Annotated in this window: 15 protein-coding genes; 14 read left to right on the forward strand and 1 reads right to left on the reverse strand. The window is 70.2% G+C overall.

The features are described from left to right. Positions 1-9: 9 nt before the first annotated feature. The 14 genes from ACF08B_RS37000 to recQ all read left to right on the forward strand — a co-directional run bounded on the left by ACF08B_RS37000 (position 10) and on the right by recQ (position 17,884). Positions 10-564 carry an NADH-quinone oxidoreductase subunit B family protein gene (locus ACF08B_RS37000; protein WP_030742960.1) on the forward strand — a complete coding sequence of 185 codons (555 nt, stop codon included), beginning with the start codon at positions 10-12 and terminating at the stop codon, positions 562-564. Next, positions 561-1,313 (forward strand): NADH-quinone oxidoreductase subunit C, encoded by a 753-nt coding sequence (locus ACF08B_RS37005; protein ID WP_392321415.1) that lies wholly within the window; start codon positions 561-563, stop codon positions 1,311-1,313. Before ACF08B_RS37000 ends, ACF08B_RS37005 begins: the two co-directional genes overlap by 4 nt. Beyond that, entirely contained in the window at positions 1,310-2,650 is a 1,341-nt protein-coding gene (locus ACF08B_RS37010) for an NADH-quinone oxidoreductase subunit D (RefSeq protein WP_093476870.1), read from the forward strand. Before ACF08B_RS37005 ends, ACF08B_RS37010 begins: the two co-directional genes overlap by 4 nt. Then, positions 2,647-3,513, forward strand: coding sequence for an NADH-quinone oxidoreductase subunit NuoE (gene nuoE, locus ACF08B_RS37015; protein ID WP_392321416.1), 867 nt, complete (start codon positions 2,647-2,649; stop codon positions 3,511-3,513). Before ACF08B_RS37010 ends, nuoE begins: the two co-directional genes overlap by 4 nt. Then, positions 3,513-4,859 carry an NADH-quinone oxidoreductase subunit NuoF gene (gene nuoF, locus ACF08B_RS37020; protein WP_073901858.1) on the forward strand — a complete coding sequence of 449 codons (1,347 nt, stop codon included), beginning with the start codon at positions 3,513-3,515 and terminating at the stop codon, positions 4,857-4,859. The genes nuoE and nuoF overlap by 1 nt, the downstream gene beginning before the upstream one ends. After that, positions 4,856-7,360 carry an NADH-quinone oxidoreductase subunit G gene (locus ACF08B_RS37025; RefSeq protein WP_392321417.1) on the forward strand — a complete coding sequence of 835 codons (2,505 nt, stop codon included), beginning with the start codon at positions 4,856-4,858 and terminating at the stop codon, positions 7,358-7,360. Before nuoF ends, ACF08B_RS37025 begins: the two co-directional genes overlap by 4 nt. Further along, positions 7,357-8,721: an NADH-quinone oxidoreductase subunit NuoH gene (gene nuoH, locus ACF08B_RS37030; RefSeq protein WP_392321418.1), complete on the forward strand. Its 1,365-nt coding sequence runs from the start codon at positions 7,357-7,359 to the stop codon at positions 8,719-8,721. The genes ACF08B_RS37025 and nuoH overlap by 4 nt, the downstream gene beginning before the upstream one ends. Beyond that, positions 8,714-9,355, forward strand: a complete 642-nt coding sequence (nuoI, locus tag ACF08B_RS37035) for an NADH-quinone oxidoreductase subunit NuoI (protein WP_123437563.1) — start codon at positions 8,714-8,716, stop codon at positions 9,353-9,355. Before nuoH ends, nuoI begins: the two co-directional genes overlap by 8 nt. Beyond that, positions 9,352-10,197, forward strand: coding sequence for an NADH-quinone oxidoreductase subunit J (locus ACF08B_RS37040; RefSeq protein ID WP_392321419.1), 846 nt, complete (start codon positions 9,352-9,354; stop codon positions 10,195-10,197). The genes nuoI and ACF08B_RS37040 overlap by 4 nt, the downstream gene beginning before the upstream one ends. Then, positions 10,194-10,493 (forward strand): NADH-quinone oxidoreductase subunit NuoK, encoded by a 300-nt coding sequence (gene nuoK / locus ACF08B_RS37045; RefSeq protein ID WP_073901863.1) that lies wholly within the window; start codon positions 10,194-10,196, stop codon positions 10,491-10,493. Before ACF08B_RS37040 ends, nuoK begins: the two co-directional genes overlap by 4 nt. 15 nt (positions 10,494-10,508) lie before the next feature. Then, the gene (nuoL, locus tag ACF08B_RS37050; protein ID WP_392321420.1) at positions 10,509-12,455 is read left to right on the forward strand and encodes an NADH-quinone oxidoreductase subunit L; all 1,947 of its coding nucleotides are present in this window, start codon (positions 10,509-10,511) and stop codon (positions 12,453-12,455) included. Between the two features lie 5 nt (positions 12,456-12,460). Further along, entirely contained in the window at positions 12,461-14,032 is a 1,572-nt protein-coding gene (locus tag ACF08B_RS37055) for an NADH-quinone oxidoreductase subunit M (RefSeq protein WP_093476886.1), read from the forward strand. Next, positions 14,029-15,678 carry an NADH-quinone oxidoreductase subunit NuoN gene (gene nuoN / locus ACF08B_RS37060; protein ID WP_392321421.1) on the forward strand — a complete coding sequence of 550 codons (1,650 nt, stop codon included), beginning with the start codon at positions 14,029-14,031 and terminating at the stop codon, positions 15,676-15,678. Before ACF08B_RS37055 ends, nuoN begins: the two co-directional genes overlap by 4 nt. 217 nt (positions 15,679-15,895) lie before the next feature. Continuing rightward, positions 15,896-17,884, forward strand: coding sequence for a DNA helicase RecQ (recQ, locus tag ACF08B_RS37065; protein WP_392321422.1), 1,989 nt, complete (start codon positions 15,896-15,898; stop codon positions 17,882-17,884). Positions 17,885-17,932: 48 nt separating this feature from the next. Here the strand turns inward: recQ and ACF08B_RS37070 are convergent, their stop codons facing one another. Continuing rightward, the gene (locus ACF08B_RS37070) at positions 17,933-20,701 is read right to left on the reverse strand and encodes a fumarate reductase/succinate dehydrogenase flavoprotein subunit (protein ID WP_392321444.1); all 2,769 of its coding nucleotides are present in this window, start codon (positions 20,699-20,701) and stop codon (positions 17,933-17,935) included.

Genomic DNA, 20,701 nt, shown 5'->3' on the forward strand with positions numbered 1-20,701 from the left:
GCCTTTGACATGGGACTCGAAGAAAAACTGCCGAGCGGCTTCCTGCTGACCACCGTCGAGCAGGCCGCGGGCTGGGTGCGCAAGGCGTCCGTCTTCCCGGCGACCTTCGGCCTCGCCTGCTGTGCCATCGAGATGATGACCACGGGCGCCGGCCGGTACGACCTGGCCCGCTTCGGCATGGAGGTCTTCCGCGGCTCGCCGCGCCAGGCGGACCTGATGATCGTGGCCGGCCGGGTCAGCCAGAAGATGGCGCCGGTCCTGAGGCAGGTCTACGACCAGATGCCCAGCCCGAAGTGGGTGATCTCCATGGGCGTCTGCGCCTCCTCGGGCGGCATGTTCAACAACTACGCGATCGTCCAGGGCGTCGACCACATCGTCCCGGTCGACATCTACCTGCCCGGCTGCCCGCCGCGCCCCGAGATGCTGATGGACGCGATCCTCAAGCTCCACCAGAAGATCCAGTCCTCCAAGCTCGGCGTCAACGCCGAGGAAGCGGCCCGCGAGGCGGAGGAGGCGGCGCTCAAGGCCCTGCCGACGATCGAGATGAAGGGGCTGCTGCGGTGAGCGACGCGAACGGCACCAACGGCGCGAACGGGGTGAACCCCGAGAAGGACCTCGCCGCCTCCAACCTCCCCGGCCAGCGCGGCCAGGGCGGCGAGGAGATCCGCGTCCAGCGCGGCATGTTCGGCGCCAACAACGGCGGCGACACCTCCGGCTACGGCGGCCTGGTGCGCTCGGTCCGGCTCCCGGGACCGGCGAGCCGCCCCTACGGCGGCTGGTTCGACGAGGTCGCCGACGAACTCGAGGGCGCCCTGGAGGAGCAGGGACTCCTCCCCGGCAACGCCATCGAGAAGACGGTCGTCGACCGGGACGAGCTGACCTTCCACATCGAGCGCGAGCACCTGGTCCGCGTCGCCCGCACCCTGCGCGACGACCCGGCCCTGCGCTTCGAACTGTGCACCGGCGTCAGCGGCGTCCACTACCCCGAGGACGCGGGCCGCGAGCTGCACGCCGTCTACCACCTGCGCTCGATCACCCACAACCGGCTCGTCCGCCTGGAAGTCAGCGCCCCCGACAGCGACCCGCGCATCCCGTCCCTGGTCCCCGTCTACCCGACCAACGACTGGCACGAGCGCGAGACCTACGACTTCTTCGGAATCGTCTTCGACGGCCACCCGGCCCTGACGCGGATCATGATGCCGGACGACTGGCAGGGCCACCCGCAGCGCAAGGACTACCCCCTCGGCGGCATCCCCGTCGAGTACAAGGGCGCCCAGATCCCGGCTCCGGACCAGCGGAGGTCGTACTCGTGAGCACGCAGTCAGCATCCGACGCGTCGGCCGCCGCGGCACGCGAGACCACCGAGGGCACCGTATATACGGTCACCGGTGGCGACTGGGACGAGGTCGTCCAGTCCGCGGCCCGCGCCGACGACGAACGCATCGTCGTCAACATGGGTCCCCAGCACCCGTCCACCCATGGGGTGCTCCGCCTGATCCTGGAGATCGAGGGCGAGACCGTCACCGAGGCCCGCTGCGGCATCGGCTACCTCCACACCGGCATCGAGAAGAACCTCGAGTTCCGCACGTGGACGCAGGGCACCACCTTCGTCACGCGCATGGACTACCTGACGTCCTTCTTCAACGAGACCGCCTACTGCCTCGCCGTCGAGAAGCTCCTCGGCATCGAGGACCAGATCACCGACCGCGCCACGCTCATCCGGGTGCTCCTGATGGAGCTGAACCGGATGTCCTCCCACCTGGTGTGCATCGCCACCGGCGGCATGGAACTGGGCGCCACCACGATCATGATCTACGGCTTCCGCGATCGTGAAATGATTCTCGACCTCTACGAGCTCATCACGGGCCTGCGGATGAACCACGCGTACATCCGCCCCGGCGGACTCGCCCAGGACCTGCCGCCCGGCGCGGTGGACCAGATCCGCGAGTTCGTGAAGAAGATGAAGAAGAACCTCCCGGAGTACGACAAGCTCGCCACCGGGAACCCCATCTTCAAGGCCCGCATGCAGGACGTCGGCTACCTCGACCTGGCCGGCTGCATGGCCCTCGGCGCGACGGGCCCGATCCTGCGCTCCACCGGCCTGCCGCACGACCTGCGCAAGGCCCAGCCGTACTGCGGCTACGAGACGTACGACTTCGACGTCCCGACCGCCGACAGCTGCGACTCCTACGGCCGCTTCCTGGTCCGTCTGGAGGAGATGCGCCAGTCGCTGCGGATCATCGAGCAGTGCCTGGACCGGCTCCAGCCCGGACCGGTCATGGTCGCCGACAAGAAGATCGCCTGGCCCGCCCAGCTCGCCCTGGGACCCGACGGGCTCGGCAACTCCCTCGACCACATCAAGAAGATCATGGGCACCTCCATGGAGGCCCTGATCCACCACTTCAAGCTGGTCACCGAGGGCTTCCGCGTGCCGCCGGGACAGGCGTACGCGGCCGTCGAGTCGCCCAAGGGCGAGCTCGGGGTGCACGCCGTCTCCGACGGAGGCACCCGCCCCTACCGGGTCCACTTCCGTGACCCGTCCTTCACCAACCTGCAGGCCATGGCGGCGATGTGCGAGGGCGGCCAGGTCGCCGACGTCATCGTCGCCGTCGCGTCCATCGACCCCGTGATGGGAGGCGTCGACCGATGACCACCTCTTCTTCCGAGCGGGGCGTCAGCCTGGGCATGCCCCAACTGCCCGCGCCCGCGTACCCGGACGACGTCCGGGCCCGGCTGGAGACGGACGCGCGCGAGGTGATCGCGCGCTACCCCGACTCCCGGTCCGCCCTGCTGCCGCTTCTCCACCTCGTGCAGTCAGAGGAGGGCCACGTCACCCGCACCGGAATGCAGTTCTGCGCGGACATGCTGGACCTGACCACGGCCGAGGTCACCGCCGTCGCCACCTTCTACACCATGTACCGGCGCAAGCCGTCCGGTGACTACCAGGTCGGCGTCTGCACCAACACGCTGTGCGCGGTGATGGGCGGCGACGCGATCTTCGAGACCCTGCAGGAGCACCTGGGCGTCGGAAACGGCGAGACCACCGACGACGGCAAGGTCACCCTGGAGCACATCGAGTGCAACGCGGCCTGCGACTTCGCACCGGTCGTGATGGTCAACTGGGAGTTCTTCGACAACCAGACGCCGGGCAGCGCCAAGCACCTGGTCGACGACCTGCGGGCGGGGCGCCCCGTGCAGCCCACGCGCGGGGCGCGGCTGTGCACCTTCAAGGAGACCGCGCGAATCCTGGCCGGCTTCCCCGACGAGCGGCCCGGGGCCGTCGAGGAGGGCGGCAGTGCGGGACCCGCTTCGCTGGTGGGCCTTCGCCTGGCAAGGGGAGAGGCCGCACCCGCGCGCGTGGTCCATCCGCGCGGAGGTCCGCATGGGCATCCGCAGGACAGGGTGCACCAGCCGTCGCCGGCCGAGCACCTCAGCTCCCATGACGCGCCGCAGGACACGTCGGCCTCCGACCCCGCCCACCCGGCAGGGCCTACCGCCGAGGAGGGGGAGTGATGACCGTGGTACCCGAGGTCAAGGACACGAGCCCGGAGAAGCTGCTCGCACCCGTGCTGTCGGCCTTCTGGGACGAGGACCGGGCCTGGAGCCTGGACGTCTACCGGAGGCACGAGGGGTACGAGGGGCTCCGCAAGGCGCTCGCCATGTCACCGGACGACCTGATCGCGTACGTCAAGGACTCCGGGCTGCGAGGCCGCGGCGGCGCGGGATTCCCGACCGGAATGAAATGGCAGTTCATTCCGCAGGGTGATGGAAAACCGCATTATCTAGTTGTCAACGCCGACGAATCGGAACCCGGGACGTGCAAGGACATCCCGCTCCTCTTCGCGAACCCGCACAGCCTCATCGAGGGCATCGTGATCGCGTGTTACGCCATCAGGTCGTCGCATGCCTTCATCTATCTGCGTGGTGAAGTCGTCCCCGTTCTGCGGCGGTTGCACGAGGCCGTGCGCGAGGCCTACGCGGCCGGCTACCTCGGCGAGAACATCCTGGGCAGCGGACTCGACCTCGAACTCACCGTGCACGCGGGCGCGGGCGCGTACATCTGCGGTGAGGAGACCGCACTGCTCGACTCGCTCGAAGGCCGCCGTGGTCAACCGCGGCTCCGTCCCCCTTTCCCAGCCGTCGAAGGGCTCTATGCCTGCCCGACTGTTGTGAACAACGTCGAGTCGATCGCGTCGGTTCCCGCCATCCTGAAAAACGGGAAAGACTGGTTCAGGTCGATGGGCAGCGAGAAGTCCCCGGGCTTCACGCTCTACTCGCTCAGCGGTCACGTCGCCAGCCCCGGCCAGTACGAGGCCCCGCTCGGCATCACGCTCCGCCAGCTCCTCGACATGAGCGGCGGCATGCGGTCCGGGCACCGCCTCAAGTTCTGGACGCCGGGCGGCTCCTCGACGCCGATGTTCACCGACGAGCACCTCGACGTCCCCCTCGACTACGAAGGGGTCGGCGCCGCCGGATCCATGCTCGGCACCAAGGCCCTGCAGTGCTTCGACGAGACGACCTGCGTGGTGCGGGCGGTGACCCGCTGGACCGAGTTCTACGCCCACGAGTCCTGCGGCAAGTGCACCCCCTGCCGTGAGGGCACGTACTGGCTGGTGCAGCTGCTGCGGGACATCGAGGCCGGCAAGGGCGTCATGTCCGACCTCGACAAGCTGAACGACATCGCCGACAACATCAACGGCAAGTCCTTCTGCGCGCTCGGCGACGGCGCGGCCTCACCCATCTTCTCCTCGCTGAAGTACTTCCGCGAGGAGTACGAGCAGCACATCACGGGCCGGGGCTGCCCCTTCGACCCGGCCAAGTCGACGGCCTGGGCGGACCGCCCGGAGGTGAACGCATGACCGTGACCACCAGTGCTCCCTCCGGAGGGGGAGAGGCGGCGGTCCCGCCGGAAGACCTCGTCACGCTGACGATCGACGGCGCCGAGATCAGTGTGCCCAAGGGCACCCTGGTCATCCGGGCCGCCGAGCAGCTCGGCATCGAGATCCCGCGGTTCTGCGACCACCCCCTGCTGGACCCGGCCGGCGCCTGCCGCCAGTGCATCGTCGAGGTCGAGGGGCAGCGCAAGCCCATGGCGTCCTGCACGATCACGTGCACCGACGGCATGGTCGTCAAGACCCACCTCACCTCGCCGGTCGCCGAGAAGGCCCAGCACGGGGTGATGGAGCTGCTCCTCATCAACCACCCGCTGGACTGCCCGGTCTGCGACAAGGGCGGCGAGTGCCCCCTGCAGAACCAGGCCATGTCCCACGGCAACGCCGAGTCCCGCTTCGAGGGCAAGAAGCGCACCTACGAGAAGCCCGTACCGATCTCCACCCAGGTGCTCCTCGACCGCGAGCGGTGCGTGCTGTGCGCCCGCTGCACCCGCTTCTCCAACCAGGTCGCCGGCGACCCGATGATCGAACTGGTCGAGCGGGGCGCGCTCCAGCAGGTCGGCACCGGCGAGGGCGACCCGTTCGAGTCGTACTTCTCCGGCAACACCATCCAGATCTGCCCGGTCGGCGCCCTGACCTCGGCGGCCTACCGGTTCCGCTCCCGCCCCTTCGACCTCATCTCCTCGCCGTCGGTCTGCGAACACTGCTCGGGCGGCTGCGCCACCCGCACCGACCACCGGCGCGGCAAGGTCATGCGACGGCTCGCGGCCAACGACCCCGAGGTCAACGAGGAGTGGATCTGCGACAAGGGACGCTTCGCGTTCCGGTACGCGCAGCAGAAGGACCGCCTCGACACCCCGCTGGTCCGCAACGCCGACGGCGTCCTGGAGCCCGCCTCCTGGCCCGAGGCGCTGGAGGCGGCCGCACGCGGACTGACCGGCGCCCGCTCCCGGGCCGGCGTCCTCACCGGCGGCCGGCTGACCGTCGAGGACGCCTACGCCTACAGCAAGTTCGCGCGCGTGGCACTCGACACGAACGACATCGACTTCCGCGCGCGCGTGCACAGCGGCGAGGAGGCCGACTTCCTCGCGGCCCACGTGGCGGGCCACGGCCGCGACCTCGACGGCGGCGGCGTCACGTACACCGCCCTGGAGAAGGCGCCCGCCGTCCTGCTCGTCGGCTTCGAGTCGGAGGAGGAGGCGCCCGGCGTCTTCCTGCGACTGCGCAAGGCCTGGCGCAAGCACAAGCAGCGGGTGTTCTCGCTGGCCACCCACGCGACCCGGGGCCTGCAGAAGACCGGCGGCATCCTGCTGCCGGCCGCGCCGGGCACCGAGACCGAATGGCTGGACGCCCTCGCGAGCGGGGTCGGCCTGGAGGACCCCGGCACCCTGGCCGCCGAAGCGCTGCGCGCCGAGGGCGCGGTCATCGTCGTCGGCGAACGGCTCTCCTCCGTCGCGGGCGGCCTCACCGCCGCCGTACGCGCGGCCACCGCGACCGGCGCCCAGCTGGTGTGGATCCCGCGCCGGGCCGGAGAACGCGGCGCCGTCGAGGTGGGCGCGCTGCCGTCGCTGCTGCCGGGCGGCCGCCCGGCCACCGACCCGCGCGCGCGGGACGAGGTCGCCGCCGTCTGGGGGCTCTCCGAACTCCCGCACCGCTACGGCCGCGACACCCACCAGATCGTCGAGGCCGCCGCGAACGGCGAACTCTCGGCACTGGTGGTCGCCGGCGTGGAGGTCACCGACCTGCCCGACCCGGCACGCGCGCGTGCCGCGTTCGCGGACGTCGGCTTCCTGGTGTCGCTGGAGCTGCGGCCCAGCGAGGTCACCGAGCACGCCGACGTCGTCCTGCCGGTCGCGGCGGTCGCCGAGAAGGCCGGCACCTTCCTCAACTGGGAGGGCAGGGTGCGCTTCTTCGAGGCCGCGCTCAAGCCCGACCAGATGACCCGCCGCCTCGCGCCGACCGACGCGCGCGTGCTGCAGATGCTGGCCGACGCCATGGACGTCCACCTGGGCCTGCCCGATCTGCGCACCACGCGCGCGGAGATCGACCGGCTCGGCTCCTGGGGCGGCCCGCGCGCCGCCGCGCCCTTCGAGACCGCGGGCGTCCTGCCCCGCCCCGCCGCGGGCGAGGCGGTTCTCGCCGGGCACCGGCTGCTGCTCGACCACGGTGTCCTGCAGGAGGGCGACGAGGCACTCGCCGGAACCCGGCACGCCGCACGCGCGCGCGTGTCGGCCGCGACGGCCGCCGAGGCGGGTGTCGCGGAGGGTGAGGCCCTCTCCGTCACCGGTCCCGAAGGCACGGTCCGACTCCCGGTGCAGATCACCGAGATGCCCGACCGGGTGGTGTGGCTCCCGCTGAACTCCGTCGACGCGGGCGTCGCCTCCGGCACCGGCGCACAACCCGGATCCCTCGTCCGCATCGGCCCGGCGGCAGTCGCCGAAGAGGCCCCCAAGGAGGTGGAGGCATGAGCCCGTACCTCGCCGCTGAAGACCTCTCGATGTTCGGCCGCGACCCCTGGTGGCTGGTCGTCGTCAAGGCCGTCTTCTGCTTCGCCTTCCTGATGGTGACCGTGCTGTTCTCCATCGTCTGGGAACGCAAGGTCGTCGCCTGGATGCAGCTGCGCATCGGCCCCAACCGGCACGGCCCCTGGGGCATGCTCCAGTCGCTCGCCGACGGTGTGAAGCTGATGCTCAAGGAAGACATCATCGTCAAGCGCGCGGACAAGGTGGTCTACGTCCTCGCACCGATCGTCGCGGCCATCCCGGCCTTCATGGCGATCGCGGTGATCCCCTTCGGGCCGGCCGACAACGAGATCTCGATCTTCGGCACACGCACCACGATGCAGCTCACCGACCTGCCGATCGCGATGCTCTACATCCTCGCGATCGCCTCCGTCGGCATCTACGGCATCGTGCTGGCGGGTTGGAGTTCCGGGTCCACCTACCCGCTCCTCGGCGGCCTGCGCTCCTGCGCGCAGATGATCTCGTACGAGATCGCCATGGGCGCCGCGTTCGCCTCCGTGTTCCTGTACTCGGGGTCGATGTCGACGTCCACGATCGTCGAGCAGCAGCACGACCGCTGGTACATCCTGCTGCTGCCGGTCTCCTTCATCCTCTACATCGTCACGATGGTCGGCGAGACCAACCGCGCCCCGTTCGACATGCCGGAGTCCGAGGGCGACCTCGTCGGCGGTTTCAACACCGAGTACTCGTCGATCAAGTTCGCGATGTTCATGCTCGCCGAGTACGTGAACATGGTGACGGTCTCGGCCGTCTCGACCACCCTCTTCCTCGGCGGCTGGCGCGCCCCCTGGCCGATCAGCGGCTTCTGGGAGGGCGCGAACCACGGCTGGTGGCCGCTGCTCTGGTTCGTCATCAAGGTCCAGCTGCTGCTGTTCTTCTTCATCTGGCTGCGCGGCACCCTGCCCCGCGTCCGCTACGACCAGCTGATGAAGCTCGGCTGGAAGGTTCTCATCCCGGTTTCGGTGACCTGGCTGATGCTGGTCGCGACCGTGCGCGCGCTGCGCAACGAGAACTACGACTTCGCCGACATCGCCCTCTACGTCGGCGGCGGTGTCCTCGCCCTGCTGCTGCTCTCCTTCGTCGCCGACATGTTCCGCGACAAGGGCAGGGCGGCCGAACAGGCCGCCACCCAGCCGGCCGGCTTCGACCCGATGGCGGGCGGATTCCCCGTCCCGCCGCTTCCCGGACAGGAACTGCCGCCGGTGCCCAGGCGCCGCTCGCACCGCGACCGCGAGCTGATTGTCAGTGGCGGGTCGGACACTGTCAGTGACGGACCTACGGATGGAAAGGAGGCGTCCGATGGCTGAGGAACCCAAGGAGACCAAGCCCGGTTTCCAGAACCCCGTCGCCGGCTTCGGCGTGACCTTCAAGGCCATGTTCAAGAAGCGGCTGACCGAGCAGTACCCGGAGCAGAAGAAGACCACGGCTCCGCGGTTCCACGGACGGCACCAGCTCAACCGCCATCCGGACGGCCTGGAGAAGTGCGTCGGCTGCGAGCTGTGCGCCTGGGCCTGCCCCGCCGACGCCATCTACGTGGAAGGCGCCGACAACACCGACGAGGAGCGCTACTCGCCGGGCGAGCGGTACGGCCGCGTCTACCAGATCAACTACGCCCGCTGCATCCTGTGCGGGCTGTGCATCGAGGCGTGCCCCACGCGCGCTCTGACGATGACCAACGAGTTCGAGCTGGCCGACTCCAGCCGCGCGAACCTCATCTACACCAAGGAGCAGCTGCTCGCCGGCCTCGAGGAGGGCATGGTCGACACGCCCCACTCGATCTTCCCGGGGACGGACGAACAGGACTACTACCGGGGCCTGGTGACGCAGGCCGCGCCCGGTACGGTCCGGCAGGTCGCCCTCTCCAAGGGCGAGGTCCCGCAGGAGGCCGCGTCCACCTTCGGCGAGGACGAGCCGGCCTCCGGGAAGGTGATCGGCCGATGAACGCGACGCAGCTCGCCGCCTACACCACTTCCACCGGTGAGGCCTTCCAGTTCTGGGTCCTCGGCACCGTCGCGGTGATCGGCGCCCTGTGCACCGTCTTCATGAAGAAGGCCGTGCACAGCGCGCTCTGCCTGGCCGGCACCATGATCGTCCTGGCGGTGTTCTACCTCGCCAACGGCGCCTACTTCCTGGGCATCGTGCAGATCGTCGTCTACACCGGCGCGATCATGATGCTGTTCCTGTTCGTGGTGATGCTCGTCGGCGTCACGGCCGCGGACTCGCTCAAGGAGACCATCAAGGGCCAGCGCTGGCTGGCCCTTCTGTGCGGGGTCGGCTTCGGCGTCCTGCTGTTCGCCGGCATCGCGAACGCCTCCCTGAAGGACTTCGACGGCATCGGCCAGGCGAACGCCAACGGCAACGTGGAGGGCCTCGCGGCCCTCATCTTCACCAAGTACGTGTTCGCCTTCGAAATCACCGGCGCCCTGCTGATCACGGCCGCCGTCGGCGCCATGGTGCTCACGCACCGCGAGCGCACCGAGCGTGCCAAGACCCAGCGTGAGCTGGCCGAACAGCGCATCCGCGAGGGCGTGCACATTCCGCCGCTGCCCGCCCCCGGCGTCTACGCCCGGCACAACGCCGTGGACATCGCGGGCCTGCTGCCCGACGGCACCACGTCCGACCTGACCGTCAGCAAGACGCTGCGCGAGCGCGGCCAAATCCGTGACGTGTCCATGGAGGCGCTCAACGACCTGAAGGCGCTGGAGCAGCGCGCGGAAGAACGCCTGGAGCGCCGGGCGGTCGAACCGGCCACGTTCAAGAGGTCCGAGGAGGCGTCGAAGTGAACCCGGTCAACTACCTCTACCTCGCCGCCCTGCTGTTCACGATCGGCGCGACGGGCGTACTGATCCGGCGTAACGCCATCGTGGTCTTCATGTGCATCGAGTTGATGCTGAACGCCTGCAACCTCGCGTTCGTCGTCTTCTCCCGGATGCACGGCAACCTCGACGGCCAGATCATCGCGTTCTTCACGATGGTCGTCGCCGCCGCGGAGGTCGTGGTGGGCCTCGCGATCATCGTGTCGCTGTTCCGCACCCGCCACTCGGCCTCGGTCGACGACGCCAGCCTGATGAAGCTGTAAGGGGTCGGAAGAATCGTGGAGAACCTGATCGCGCTGCTCATCGCGGCGCCCCTGCTCGGAGCGGCCGTCCTCCTGGTCGGCGGCCGGCGACTCGACCGCGTCGGCCACTGGCTCGGCACCGTCATGTCGACCGCCTCCTTCGTGTTCGGCCTGATCCTCTTCGCCGACCTGCTCGGCAAGGAGGCCGAACAGCGCACGCTGACCCAGCACCTGTGGACGTGGATCTCGGTCGGCAGCTTCCAGGCGGACGTCACCTTCCGCCTCGACCAGCTGTCGATGACCTTCGTCCTGCTGATCACCGGCGTCGGCTCGCTGATCCACCTGTACTCGGTCGGGTACATGGAGCACGACGAGCGCCGCCGCCGCTTCTTCGGCTACCTCAACCTGTTCCTCGCGGCGATGCTGCTGCTCGTCCTCGCCGACAACTACCTGCTGCTGTACGTCGGCTGGGAGGGCGTCGGTCTCGCCTCGTACCTGCTGATCGGCTTCTGGCAGCACAAGCCCAGCGCGGCCACGGCAGCCAAGAAGGCCTTCCTGGTCAACCGTGTCGGCGACATGGGCCTGTCGATCGCGATCATGCTGATGTTCACGACGTTCGGCAGCTTCGCCTTCGGCCCGGTCCTCAGCCACACCGGCGACACCTCCGAGGGCAGGCTCACCGCCATCGGCCTGATGCTGCTGCTCGCCGCCTGCGGCAAGTCGGCCCAGGTGCCACTGCAGTCCTGGCTCGGGGACGCCATGGAGGGCCCGACCCCGGTCTCGGCCCTCATCCACGCCGCGACGATGGTGACGGCGGGCGTGTACCTGATCGTCCGCTCCGGAGCCATCTTCAACGCCGCCCCCGACGCCCAGCTGACCGTCACCGTGGTCGGCGCGGTCACGCTCCTCTTCGGTGCGATCGTCGGTTGCGCCAAGGACGACATCAAGAAGGCACTGGCCGGCTCGACCATGTCGCAGATCGGCTACATGGTGCTGGCCGCGGGCCTCGGCCCCATCGGCTACGTCTTCGCGATCATGCACCTGGTGACGCACGGCTTCTTCAAGGCCGGGCTCTTCCTCGGCGCCGGCTCGGTCATGCACGGCATGAACGACGAGGTCGACATGCGCAGGTACGGCGGCCTGCGCAAGTACATGCCGATCACCTTCATCACCTTCGGCCTCGGCTACCTGGCCATCATCGGCTTCCCGTTCCTGTCCGGGTTCTACTCCAAGGACGCGATCATCGAGGCCGCCTTCGCCAAGGGCGGCACGCAGGGGTGGATCCTCGGCGGTGTGGCCCTGCTGGGCGCCGCCATCACCGCCTTCTACATGACGCGCGTGATGCTGATGACGTTCTTCGGCGAGGAACGCTGGCGGAACCGGCCCACCCGCTCCCCGGAGGCCCCGAGCGCCGAGCCCGCGGCCGAGCACCACGGCGAGCACGCCGAGCCGCACCCGCACGAGTCGCCCAAGGTCATGACGATCCCCATGGTCGTGCTGGCCGTCGGATCGGTCTTCGCCGGCTTCTTCTTCCACCTCGGCGACCGCTTCGTGAACTGGCTGGAGCCCGTCACCGGCCACAGCGAGGGCGACTCGCCGCTCAGCGCGACCACGGTCACCGGCGCGACCATCGTCTGCCTGGTCGTCGGCGTCGGCATCGCCTACGCCCAGTACGGCCGCAAGCCCGTCCCGGTCGTCGCCCCACGCGGTTCGCTGCTCACCCGCGCGGCCCGCCGCGACCTGCTCCAGGACGACTTCAACCACGTCGTCCTGGTGCGCGGCGGCGAGCACCTCACGCGCTCCCTGGTGTACGTCGACCACACCCTGGTCGACGGCGTCGTCAACGGCACGGCGGCCGGCTTCGGCGGCCTGTCCGGACGGCTGCGCCGGCTCCAGAACGGCTTCGCCCGCTCCTACGCGGTCTCGATGTTCGGCGGTGCGGCACTCCTGGTCGCCGCGACCCTGCTGATGAGGGCGGTCTGATACCGATGTCCTTTCCTCTGCTGACAGCGACGGCGGCGCTCCCGGCGCTCGGGGCCGTCGCCACGGCCGCCGTACCGGCCGCACAACGCACCGCCGCCAAATGGCTGGCGCTGGTCGTCTCGCTCGCGACGCTCGCCCTGGCGGCCGTCGTCCTGGTCCGTTTCGACCCCGACGGTGCCCGCTACCAGCTCACCGAGTCCCACCCCTGGATCGCGGACTTCGGGGTGCGCTACGAAGTGGGCGTGGACGGCATCGCGGTGGCGCTGATCGCGCTGACCGCCCTGCTCATCCCGTTCATCGTCCTGGCCGGCTGGCACGACGCCGACCCGCTGGAGACCGGCAGCCGCCGCTGGCGCCCCACCCAGGGCTTCTTCGCGCTGATCCTCGCCGTCGAGGCGATGGTGATCATCTCCTTCGAGGCCACCGACGTCTTCGTCTTCTACATCTTCTTCGAAGCCATGCTCATCCCGATGTACTTCCTCATCGGCGGCTTCGGGGACCGTGCCCACGAGCACGGCGAGGAGACGGCCGCCACCCAGCGGTCGTACGCGGCGGTCAAGTTCCTGCTCTACAACCTGGTCGGCGGCCTGATCATGCTGGCCGCGGTGATCGGCCTGTACGTGGTCGCCGGGAACTTCTCCCTCCAGGAGATCGCCGAGGCACGCGCCAACGGTTCGCTGCACATGGCGACGAACACCGAACGCTGGCTGTTCCTCGGCTTCTTCTTCGCCTTCGCGGTCAAGGCGCCGCTGTGGCCGCTGCACACCTGGCTGCCCAACGCCATGCAGGAGTCCACCGCCCCGGTCGCCGTCCTCATCACCGCGGTCGTCGACAAGGTGGGCACCTTCGCGATGCTCCGCTTCTGCCTCCAGCTCTTCCCGGAGGCCAGCAAGTGGGCGACGCCGGTGATCCTCGTCCTCGCGCTCATCAGCATCGTCTACGGCGCCCTGCTCGCCGTCGGCCAGCGGGACATCAAGCGGCTGGTGGCGTACGCGTCGATCTCGCACTTCGGCTTCATCGTCCTCGGCATCTTCGCGATGACCAGCCAGGGCCAGTCCGGCGCCACGCTCTACATGGTCAACCACGGCATCTCCACGGCCGCGCTGATGCTGGTCGCCGGCTTCCTGATCTCCCGGCGCGGCTCGCGGCTCATCGCCGACTACGGCGGCGTGCAGAAGGTCGCCCCGGTGCTCGCCGGCACCTTCCTGATCGGTGGTCTCGCCACCCTCTCCCTGCCGGGCCTCGCGCCGTTCGTGAGTGAGTTCCTCGTCCTGGTCGGCACGTTCACGCGCTACCCGGCCGTCGGCATCATCGCCACCTTCGGCATCGTGCTCGCCGCGCTCTACACCCTCGTCCTCTACCAGCGGACGATGACCGGCCCGGTGAAGCCCGAGGTCTCGGCGATGCCCGACCTCCGCGCGCGTGAGCTGGTGGTCGTCGCCCCGCTGATCGTTCTGCTGATCTTCCTGGGCGTCTACCCGAAGCCCGTCACGGACATCGTCAATCCGGCGGTCAAACAGACCATGTCCGACGTCCAGAAGAAGGACCCCAAGCCCGAGGTGGAGGCGGCCAAGTGAGCGCAGCAGCCGTCCACAGCCTGTGGACAACCGCGGCCGACCCGATCTCGAAGATCGACGCGCCGAAGATCGAATACGGACAGCTGTCGCCGACCCTGATCGTCGTCGGCGCCGCGCTGGTCGGCGTGCTCGTCGAGGCGTTCGTCCCGCGCAAGTCCCGGTACTACGCGCAGGTGTTCGTGTCCGTCGTGGCCCTGTGCGCCGCGTTCGCCGCGGTCGTGGCACTCGCGGCCGACGGATACGGCACCACCAAGGCGCACATCGCCGCCATGGGCGCGATCGCGGTCGACGGGCCGTCGCTGTTCCTGCAGGGCACGATCCTGCTGGCTGGCCTGGTCGGCCTGTTCACGTTCGCCGAACGCCGCCTCGACCCGGCCGCCCACGGCAACCGGGTCGACTCCTTCGCCGCACAGGCCGCGTCCGTGCCCGGCAGCGACAGCGAGAAGGCCGCCGTCAAGGCCGGGTTCACCACCACCGAGGTCTTCCCGCTGCTGCTCTTCGCGATCGCGGGCATGCTGGTGTTCCCCTCGGCCAACGACCTGCTGACGCTGTTCGTGGCCCTGGAGGTCTTCTCCCTGCCGCTGTACCTGCTGTGCGCGGTCGCCCGCCGCAAGCGGCTCATGTCGCAGGAGGCCGCGGTCAAGTACTTCCTGCTCGGCGCGTTCGCCTCCGCGTTCACGCTGTTCGGCATCGCCATGCTGTACGGCTACGCGGGCTCCGTGTCGTACGCGCGCATCGCGCAGGTCGTCGACGGCACCGTCACCAACGTCGACCCGGCGCTCGCCGGCACCATGGGCAACGACGTACTGCTGCTCATCGGCACCGCCCTGGTCGTGATGGGCCTGCTCTTCAAGGTCGGCGCGGTGCCGTTCCACATGTGGACGCCCGACGTCTACCAGGGCGCGCCCACTCCGGTCACCGGCTTCATGGCCGCGGCCACCAAGGTCGCCGCGTTCGGCGCGCTGCTCCGCCTGCTGTACGTCGTCCTGCCCGGGATGCGCTGGGACTGGCGGCCGGTCATGTGGGCGGTGGCGGTCATCACCATGCTGGGCGGTGCGATCGTCGCCATCACGCAGACCGACATCAAGCGACTGCTGGCGTACTCGTCCATCGCGCACGCCGGATTCATCCTCGCGGGTGTCATCGCCACCTCGAAGGACGGCGTCTCCTCCGTCCTCTTCTACCTGGCCGCGTACTCCTTCGTGACGATCGGCGCGTTCGCCGTGGTCACGCTGGTGCGCGACGCGGGCGGAGAGGCGACCCACCTGTCGAAGTGGGCGGGACTCGGGCGCCGGTCGCCCCTCGTGGCGGCCGTGTTCGCGGTGTTCCTGCTGGCTTTCGCCGGTATCCCGCTGACCTCCGGGTTCGCCGGGAAGTTCGCCGTGTTCAAGGCGGCGGCCGAGGGCGGTGCGGCCCCGCTGGTCGTCATCGGTGTGATCTCCTCGGCGATCGCCGCGTTCTTCTACATCCGGGTGATCGTGCTGATGTTCTTCAGCGAGCCGAGGCCGGAGGGCCCGACCGTGGCCGTCCCCTCACCGCTGACCATGGCGGCGATCGGCGTGGGCGTGGCGGTGACGCTGGTGCTCGGCGTGGCGCCGCAGTACTTCCTGAACCTGGCGAGCCAGGCGGGAGTCTTCGTGCGCTGACGCGCACGGCACGGCCGTACGGCCCCGGTTCCCGCTCGGGAGGGGAACCGGGGCCGTCGCACGTCGGCCGGGCTCCGCCGGGCGACCGACCTCCCGGTGCGATACGACAAGCACACCAGGCCTGTGGACAACCGTCCGGCACTGTCGGCGCAGGCGCCTATGGTGGACGCAGTGGTCGACGGACGACACACACGGGGGACCGGCGGGGGACAGGACGATGGGCGCGACGGGCGGAATCAGCGAGATGCCAATGGTGACCGAAGGGCCGGGCGCGGCCGACAGCGAGGCGCTGGCCACACTGCACCGCGTCTTCGGATACGAGGCCTTCCGGGGCGAGCAGCAGGGGATCATCGAGCACGTGGTGGCGGGCGGCGACGCCGTCGTCCTCATGCCCACCGGCGGCGGAAAGTCCCTCTGCTACCAGATCCCGGCCCTGGTCCGGCCCGGCACCGGCGTGGTGGTCTCACCGCTGATCGCCCTGATGCAGGACCAGGTCGACGCCCTGCGCGCCCTCGGCGTGCGGGCCGGCTTCGTGAACTCCACCCAGGACTTCGACGAGCGGCGCATGGTCGAGGCCGAGTTCCTGGCCGGCGAGCTGGACCTGCTGTACCTGGCGCCGGAGCGGCTGCGCCTGGACACCACGCTCGACCTGCTGTCCCGCGGCAAGATCTCGGTCTTCGCGATCGACGAGGCGCACTGCGTCTCCCAGTGGGGCCACGACTTCCGCCCCGACTACCTCACCCTGTCCCTCCTCGGCGAGCGCTGGCCGGACGTCCCGCGGATCGCGCTGACCGCCACAGCCACGCACGCCACCCACGAGGAGATCACCCAGCGGCTGAACCTGCCGGCGGCCCGCCACTTCGTCGCCAGCTTCGACCGGCCCAACATCCAGTACCGGATCGTGCCCAAGGCCGACCCGAAGAAGCAACTGCTCGCCTTCCTCCGCGAGGAGCACGCGGGCGACGCCGGCATCGTCTACTGCCTCTCACGCAATTCGGTGGAGCGAACGGCCGAGTTCCTGACCGCCAACGGCATCGACGCGGTGCCGTACCACGCGGGCCTGGACGCGGCCATGCGCGCCGAGCACCAGTCCCGGTTCCTGCGCGAGGACGGCCTGGTCGTCGTCGCGACCATCGCCTTCGGCATGGGCATCGACAAGCCGGACGTCCGCTTCGTCGCCCACCTGGACCTGCCCAAGTCCATCGAGGGCTACTACCAGGAGACCGGCCGCGCGGGCCGTGACGGTCTGCCGTCCACGGCCTGGATGGCGTACGGCCTGAACGACGTCATCCAGCAGCGCAAGCTGATCCAGTCCGGTGAGGGCGACGAGGCGTTCCGCCGCCGGGCCGCCTCCCACCTCGACGCCATGCTCGCGCTGTGCGAGACGGCCCGGTGCCGCCGCGGCCAGCTGCTCGCCTACTTCGGCCAGGACCCGGACGGGTCGGCCTGCGGCAACTGCGACACCTGCCTCACCCCGCCCCAGACCTGGGACGGCACGATCGCCGCGCAGAAGGTGCTGTCGACGGTGGTACGGCTGCAGCGCGAGCGCGGGCAGAAGTTCGGCGCGATGCAGATCGTCGACATCCTGCTCGGCAAGCGCACGGCCAAGGTGATCCAGTTCGACCACGACCAGCTGTCCGTCTTCGGCATCGGGCAGGACCACGCAGAGGGCGAGTGGCGGGGCGTCGTCCGCCAGCTGCTCGCCCAGGGCCTGCTCGCGGTCGAGGGGGAGTACGGCACGCTGGTGCTCACCGAGAGCAGCGGCTCGGTGCTCCGGCGGGAGCGGGAGGTGCCGCTGCGCAAGGAGCCCGAGAAGCCGGCCGGATCGCGGTCCCGGTCGGGCGGCGGCTCCGGCGGCGACCGCAAGGCCAAGGCCGTCGCCGAACTGCCCGAGGAGCTTCTCCCCGCCTTCGAGGCCCTGCGCGCCTGGCGTGCCGAGCAGGCGCGGGAACAGGGCGTCCCGGCGTACGTCATCTTCCACGACGCCACCCTGCGCGAGATCGTCTCCCGCAGGCCCTCCTCGGTGCGTGAGCTGGGCACGGTGAACGGCGTCGGCGAGAAGAAGCTCGTCACCTACGGCGAGGGCGTCCTCGAGGTGCTGGCCTCCCTGAACGGTGAGGCCCCGGCCCCAGCCACGGCCCCCTCGGGCGCTGGGGACCCGGAGGACCACTGGCCCGACGAGCCCGAGCCCGACGACTGGATATAGCCCGCCCGTGCGGGGCGCGGCGCGGGTCGCCGCACGCCGCGGGCGAGGTCACAGTCCCCGTGCCGCGTAGGCCCTGACGTCCGCGTCCGAGTCCGCCGTGGCCGTGGAGAGGGCCGCCCGGGCCTGCTCGGTGGACCGATGCCGGGCCAGCGCCAGCACCGCTGCCTTGCGGACGTCGGCGTTCGGATCGGCGAGCGCTTTCGCGAGGGCGGGGACCGCGGTGTCGGCGGGCGCGGCCGACAGCGCGGTCGCGGCCCCGGACCGCACCTGCCAGGCCGGGTCGGAGAGGGCGGACACGGCACGGGCGGCGAGCGGCGCAGGGCAGCCGGTGGTGGCCAGAGAGCCGAGCGCCGCGCCGCGCACCAGCGGATCGGCGTCCTCGGTGAGCCGGTCCAGGGTGCCGGTGAGCAGCCCCCGGCCGGACGCGGTGAGGGACTCCGGGCCGACGGCGGCCAGGGCCTTGGCCACGGTGACCCGGACCTCCCGGGAGGGATCGTCCGCGGCACCCGCCAGCGGCGCGACCGCGTCCACGGAGACGAGTGCCCGCACGGCCTCGGTGCGGACCGTGATGTCGGGATCGTCCAGTGCGGCCGCGAACACCCCGGCGTCACCGAGCCGCAGAGCGCGCAGCACATCGAGGGCGGCGGCACGGACCACGGGGTCGGCCTGGGCGAGCGCGGCGGTGAGGGCTGTGCCCAGGGCGGGCTCGGGCGGCAGGGCCTCGACGAGCTCGCGCAGCGAGGCGGCGGCAGCGGCGCGGACGCCGCCGTCGGAGTCCAGCAGGGCACCGGCGAGGGCCTGACCGGTACCGGGCGGCACGGTCTCGGTCAGCACCGAGACCGCCGTACGGCGGACATCGGCCTCGGTGTCTGCCAAGTAGGACTGAAGTTCCGACAGTTCGGGCTGGGCCTCCGCGAGCTCCAGCAGTTCCAGGAGCCGCGGGGAGGCGGCGGTGTCCCGGGCGTGGGCCCGGTCGGCGGGATCGGCGGCACGAGCGGAGGCCGGTCCGGTGGCGACCGGTGCCACCTCACGTGGGCCGGCCGTGGCCATGTGCTCGGGCAGGACCTCGCCCACATGCCGGGAGGAGCCGCCGACAGGCGTGAACCCCTCCACCGGCACCAGATAGGGAGCCACGGGACGGGCCGTGAACTCCATCGCACCCGAGGGGGACTTGTGCAGATCGAGATGGTGGAACCAGGAGGCGTCGTCCCGCTCGGGATGGTCGAGACGTTCGTGGTAGAGGCCCCAGCGCGACTCGGTACGGGCCAGGGAGGCGCGGGCGGCCATCTCCGCGCAGTCGCGTATGAAGGAGACCTCCACGCAGCGCATCAGCTCGTGCGGGGTGCGGGCGCCCATCGCGGCGATGTCGGCGCGCATCCGCTCGAAGGACTCCAGGGCGAGGGACAGCCGCGCGCCCGACTTGGGCGGCGAGACGTAGTCGTTCACGAAGCGGCGCAGCTTGTACTCGACCTGGGTCTGCGGCGGGCCGTCCGGATGGCGCAGCGGACGGTAGATCAACTCGTGTGCCTCGCGGACCTGGTCCGCGGGAAGCTCACCGGCGTAGGCCGTGTACTGGGCGGCGTCCGCGCCCGCGAGGTCACCGAAGACGAAGGCGCCGATCATGTAGTTGTGCGGGACGCAGGCGAGGTCGCCGGCGGCGTACAGACGGGGGACGGTCGTGCGGGCGTGGTCGTCGACGCGGACCCCGGAGGCGGAGTGCCCGCCGCACAGCCCGATCTCGGAGATGTGCATCTCGACGTCGTGGGTGCGGTAGTCGTGCCCGCGGCCCGCGTGGAAGGTGCCGCGGGTCGGCCGCTCGGTGGAGTGCAGGATCGACTCCAGCGCGGAGATCGACTCCTCGGGGAGATGGCTGAGCTTCAGGTAGACCGGGCCCCGGTCGCCCGCGACCTCCGCGGCGAACTCGGCCATCATCTGCCCGGACCAGTAGTCGGAGTCGACGAACCGCTCGCCGTGCCGGTTGACCTGGTAACCGCCGAACGGGTTGGCGACGTAGGCGCAGGCCGGGCCGTTGTAGTCCTTGATCAACGGGTTGATCTGGAAGCACTCGATGCCGGTCAGCTCGGCGCCGGCGTGGTAGGCCATGGCATAACCGTCACCGGCGTTGGTCGGATTCTCGTAGGTGCCGTAGAGGTAGCCGGAGGCGGGCAGTCCGAGCCTGCCGCAGGCGCCGGTCGCGAGGATCACCGCGCCCGCGCGGACGGTGACGAAGACACCGGTGCGGGTGTTGAAGCCGACGGCGCCCACGGCCCGCCCCTCGACGGTGAGCACCCGGACCGGCATCACCCGGTTCTCGATCCGGATGCGCTCCCGCATCTCGCGCCGCCGCAACTGCCGGTACAGGACCTTTTTGACGTCCTTGCCCTCTGGCATCGGCAGTACGTACGAGCCGGAGCGGTGGACCTGGCGGACCGCGTACTCGCCGTGCTCGTCCTTCTCGAACTTGACCCCGTACGACTCCAGCCGCTGCACCATGGCGAAACCGCGGGTGGCGGTCTGCCGGACGGTGGACTGGTCGACGATGCCGTCGTTGGCGCGGGTGATCTCCGCGACGTAGTCGTCGGGCTCGGCGCGGCCGGGGATGACCGCGTTGTTGACGCCGTCCATGCCCATGGCGAGCGCACCGGAGTGCCGGACATGGGCCTTCTCCAGCAGCAGGACGTCCGCGCCGCGCTCGGCGGCGGTCAGCGCGGCCATGGTGCCGGCGGTGCCGCCGCCGATGACGAGGACGTCGCAGGTCAGCTCCTCGGCGTCGGCGACGGCGGGAATCTCCGGGAGGGTGGGCGCGGGGGTGGTCAC

This window comes from Streptomyces sp. NPDC015139 (genome assembly GCF_043079785.1).
Taxonomy (GTDB): domain Bacteria; phylum Actinomycetota; class Actinomycetes; order Streptomycetales; family Streptomycetaceae; genus Streptomyces; species Streptomyces albidocamelliae.

Bases quoted from the DNA above. Each gene is read 5' to 3' on its own strand.
- nuoH (WP_392321418.1), top strand. From the start codon at position 7,357: ATGAGCCCGTACCTCGCCGCTGAAGACCTCTCGATGTTCGGCCGCGAC.
- nuoF (WP_073901858.1), top strand. From the start codon at position 3,513: ATGACCGTGGTACCCGAGGTCAAGGACACGAGCCCGGAGAAGCTGCTC.
- ACF08B_RS37025 (WP_392321417.1), top strand. From the start codon at position 4,856: ATGACCGTGACCACCAGTGCTCCCTCCGGAGGGGGAGAGGCGGCGGTC.
- ACF08B_RS37040 (WP_392321419.1), top strand. From the start codon at position 9,352: ATGAACGCGACGCAGCTCGCCGCCTACACCACTTCCACCGGTGAGGCC.
- ACF08B_RS37000 (WP_030742960.1), top strand. From the start codon at position 10: ATGGGACTCGAAGAAAAACTGCCGAGCGGCTTCCTGCTGACCACCGTC.
- nuoI (WP_123437563.1), top strand. From the start codon at position 8,714: ATGGCTGAGGAACCCAAGGAGACCAAGCCCGGTTTCCAGAACCCCGTC.
- ACF08B_RS37055 (WP_093476886.1), top strand. From the start codon at position 12,461: ATGTCCTTTCCTCTGCTGACAGCGACGGCGGCGCTCCCGGCGCTCGGG.
- nuoE (WP_392321416.1), top strand. From the start codon at position 2,647: ATGACCACCTCTTCTTCCGAGCGGGGCGTCAGCCTGGGCATGCCCCAA.
- recQ (WP_392321422.1), top strand. From the start codon at position 15,896: ATGGGCGCGACGGGCGGAATCAGCGAGATGCCAATGGTGACCGAAGGG.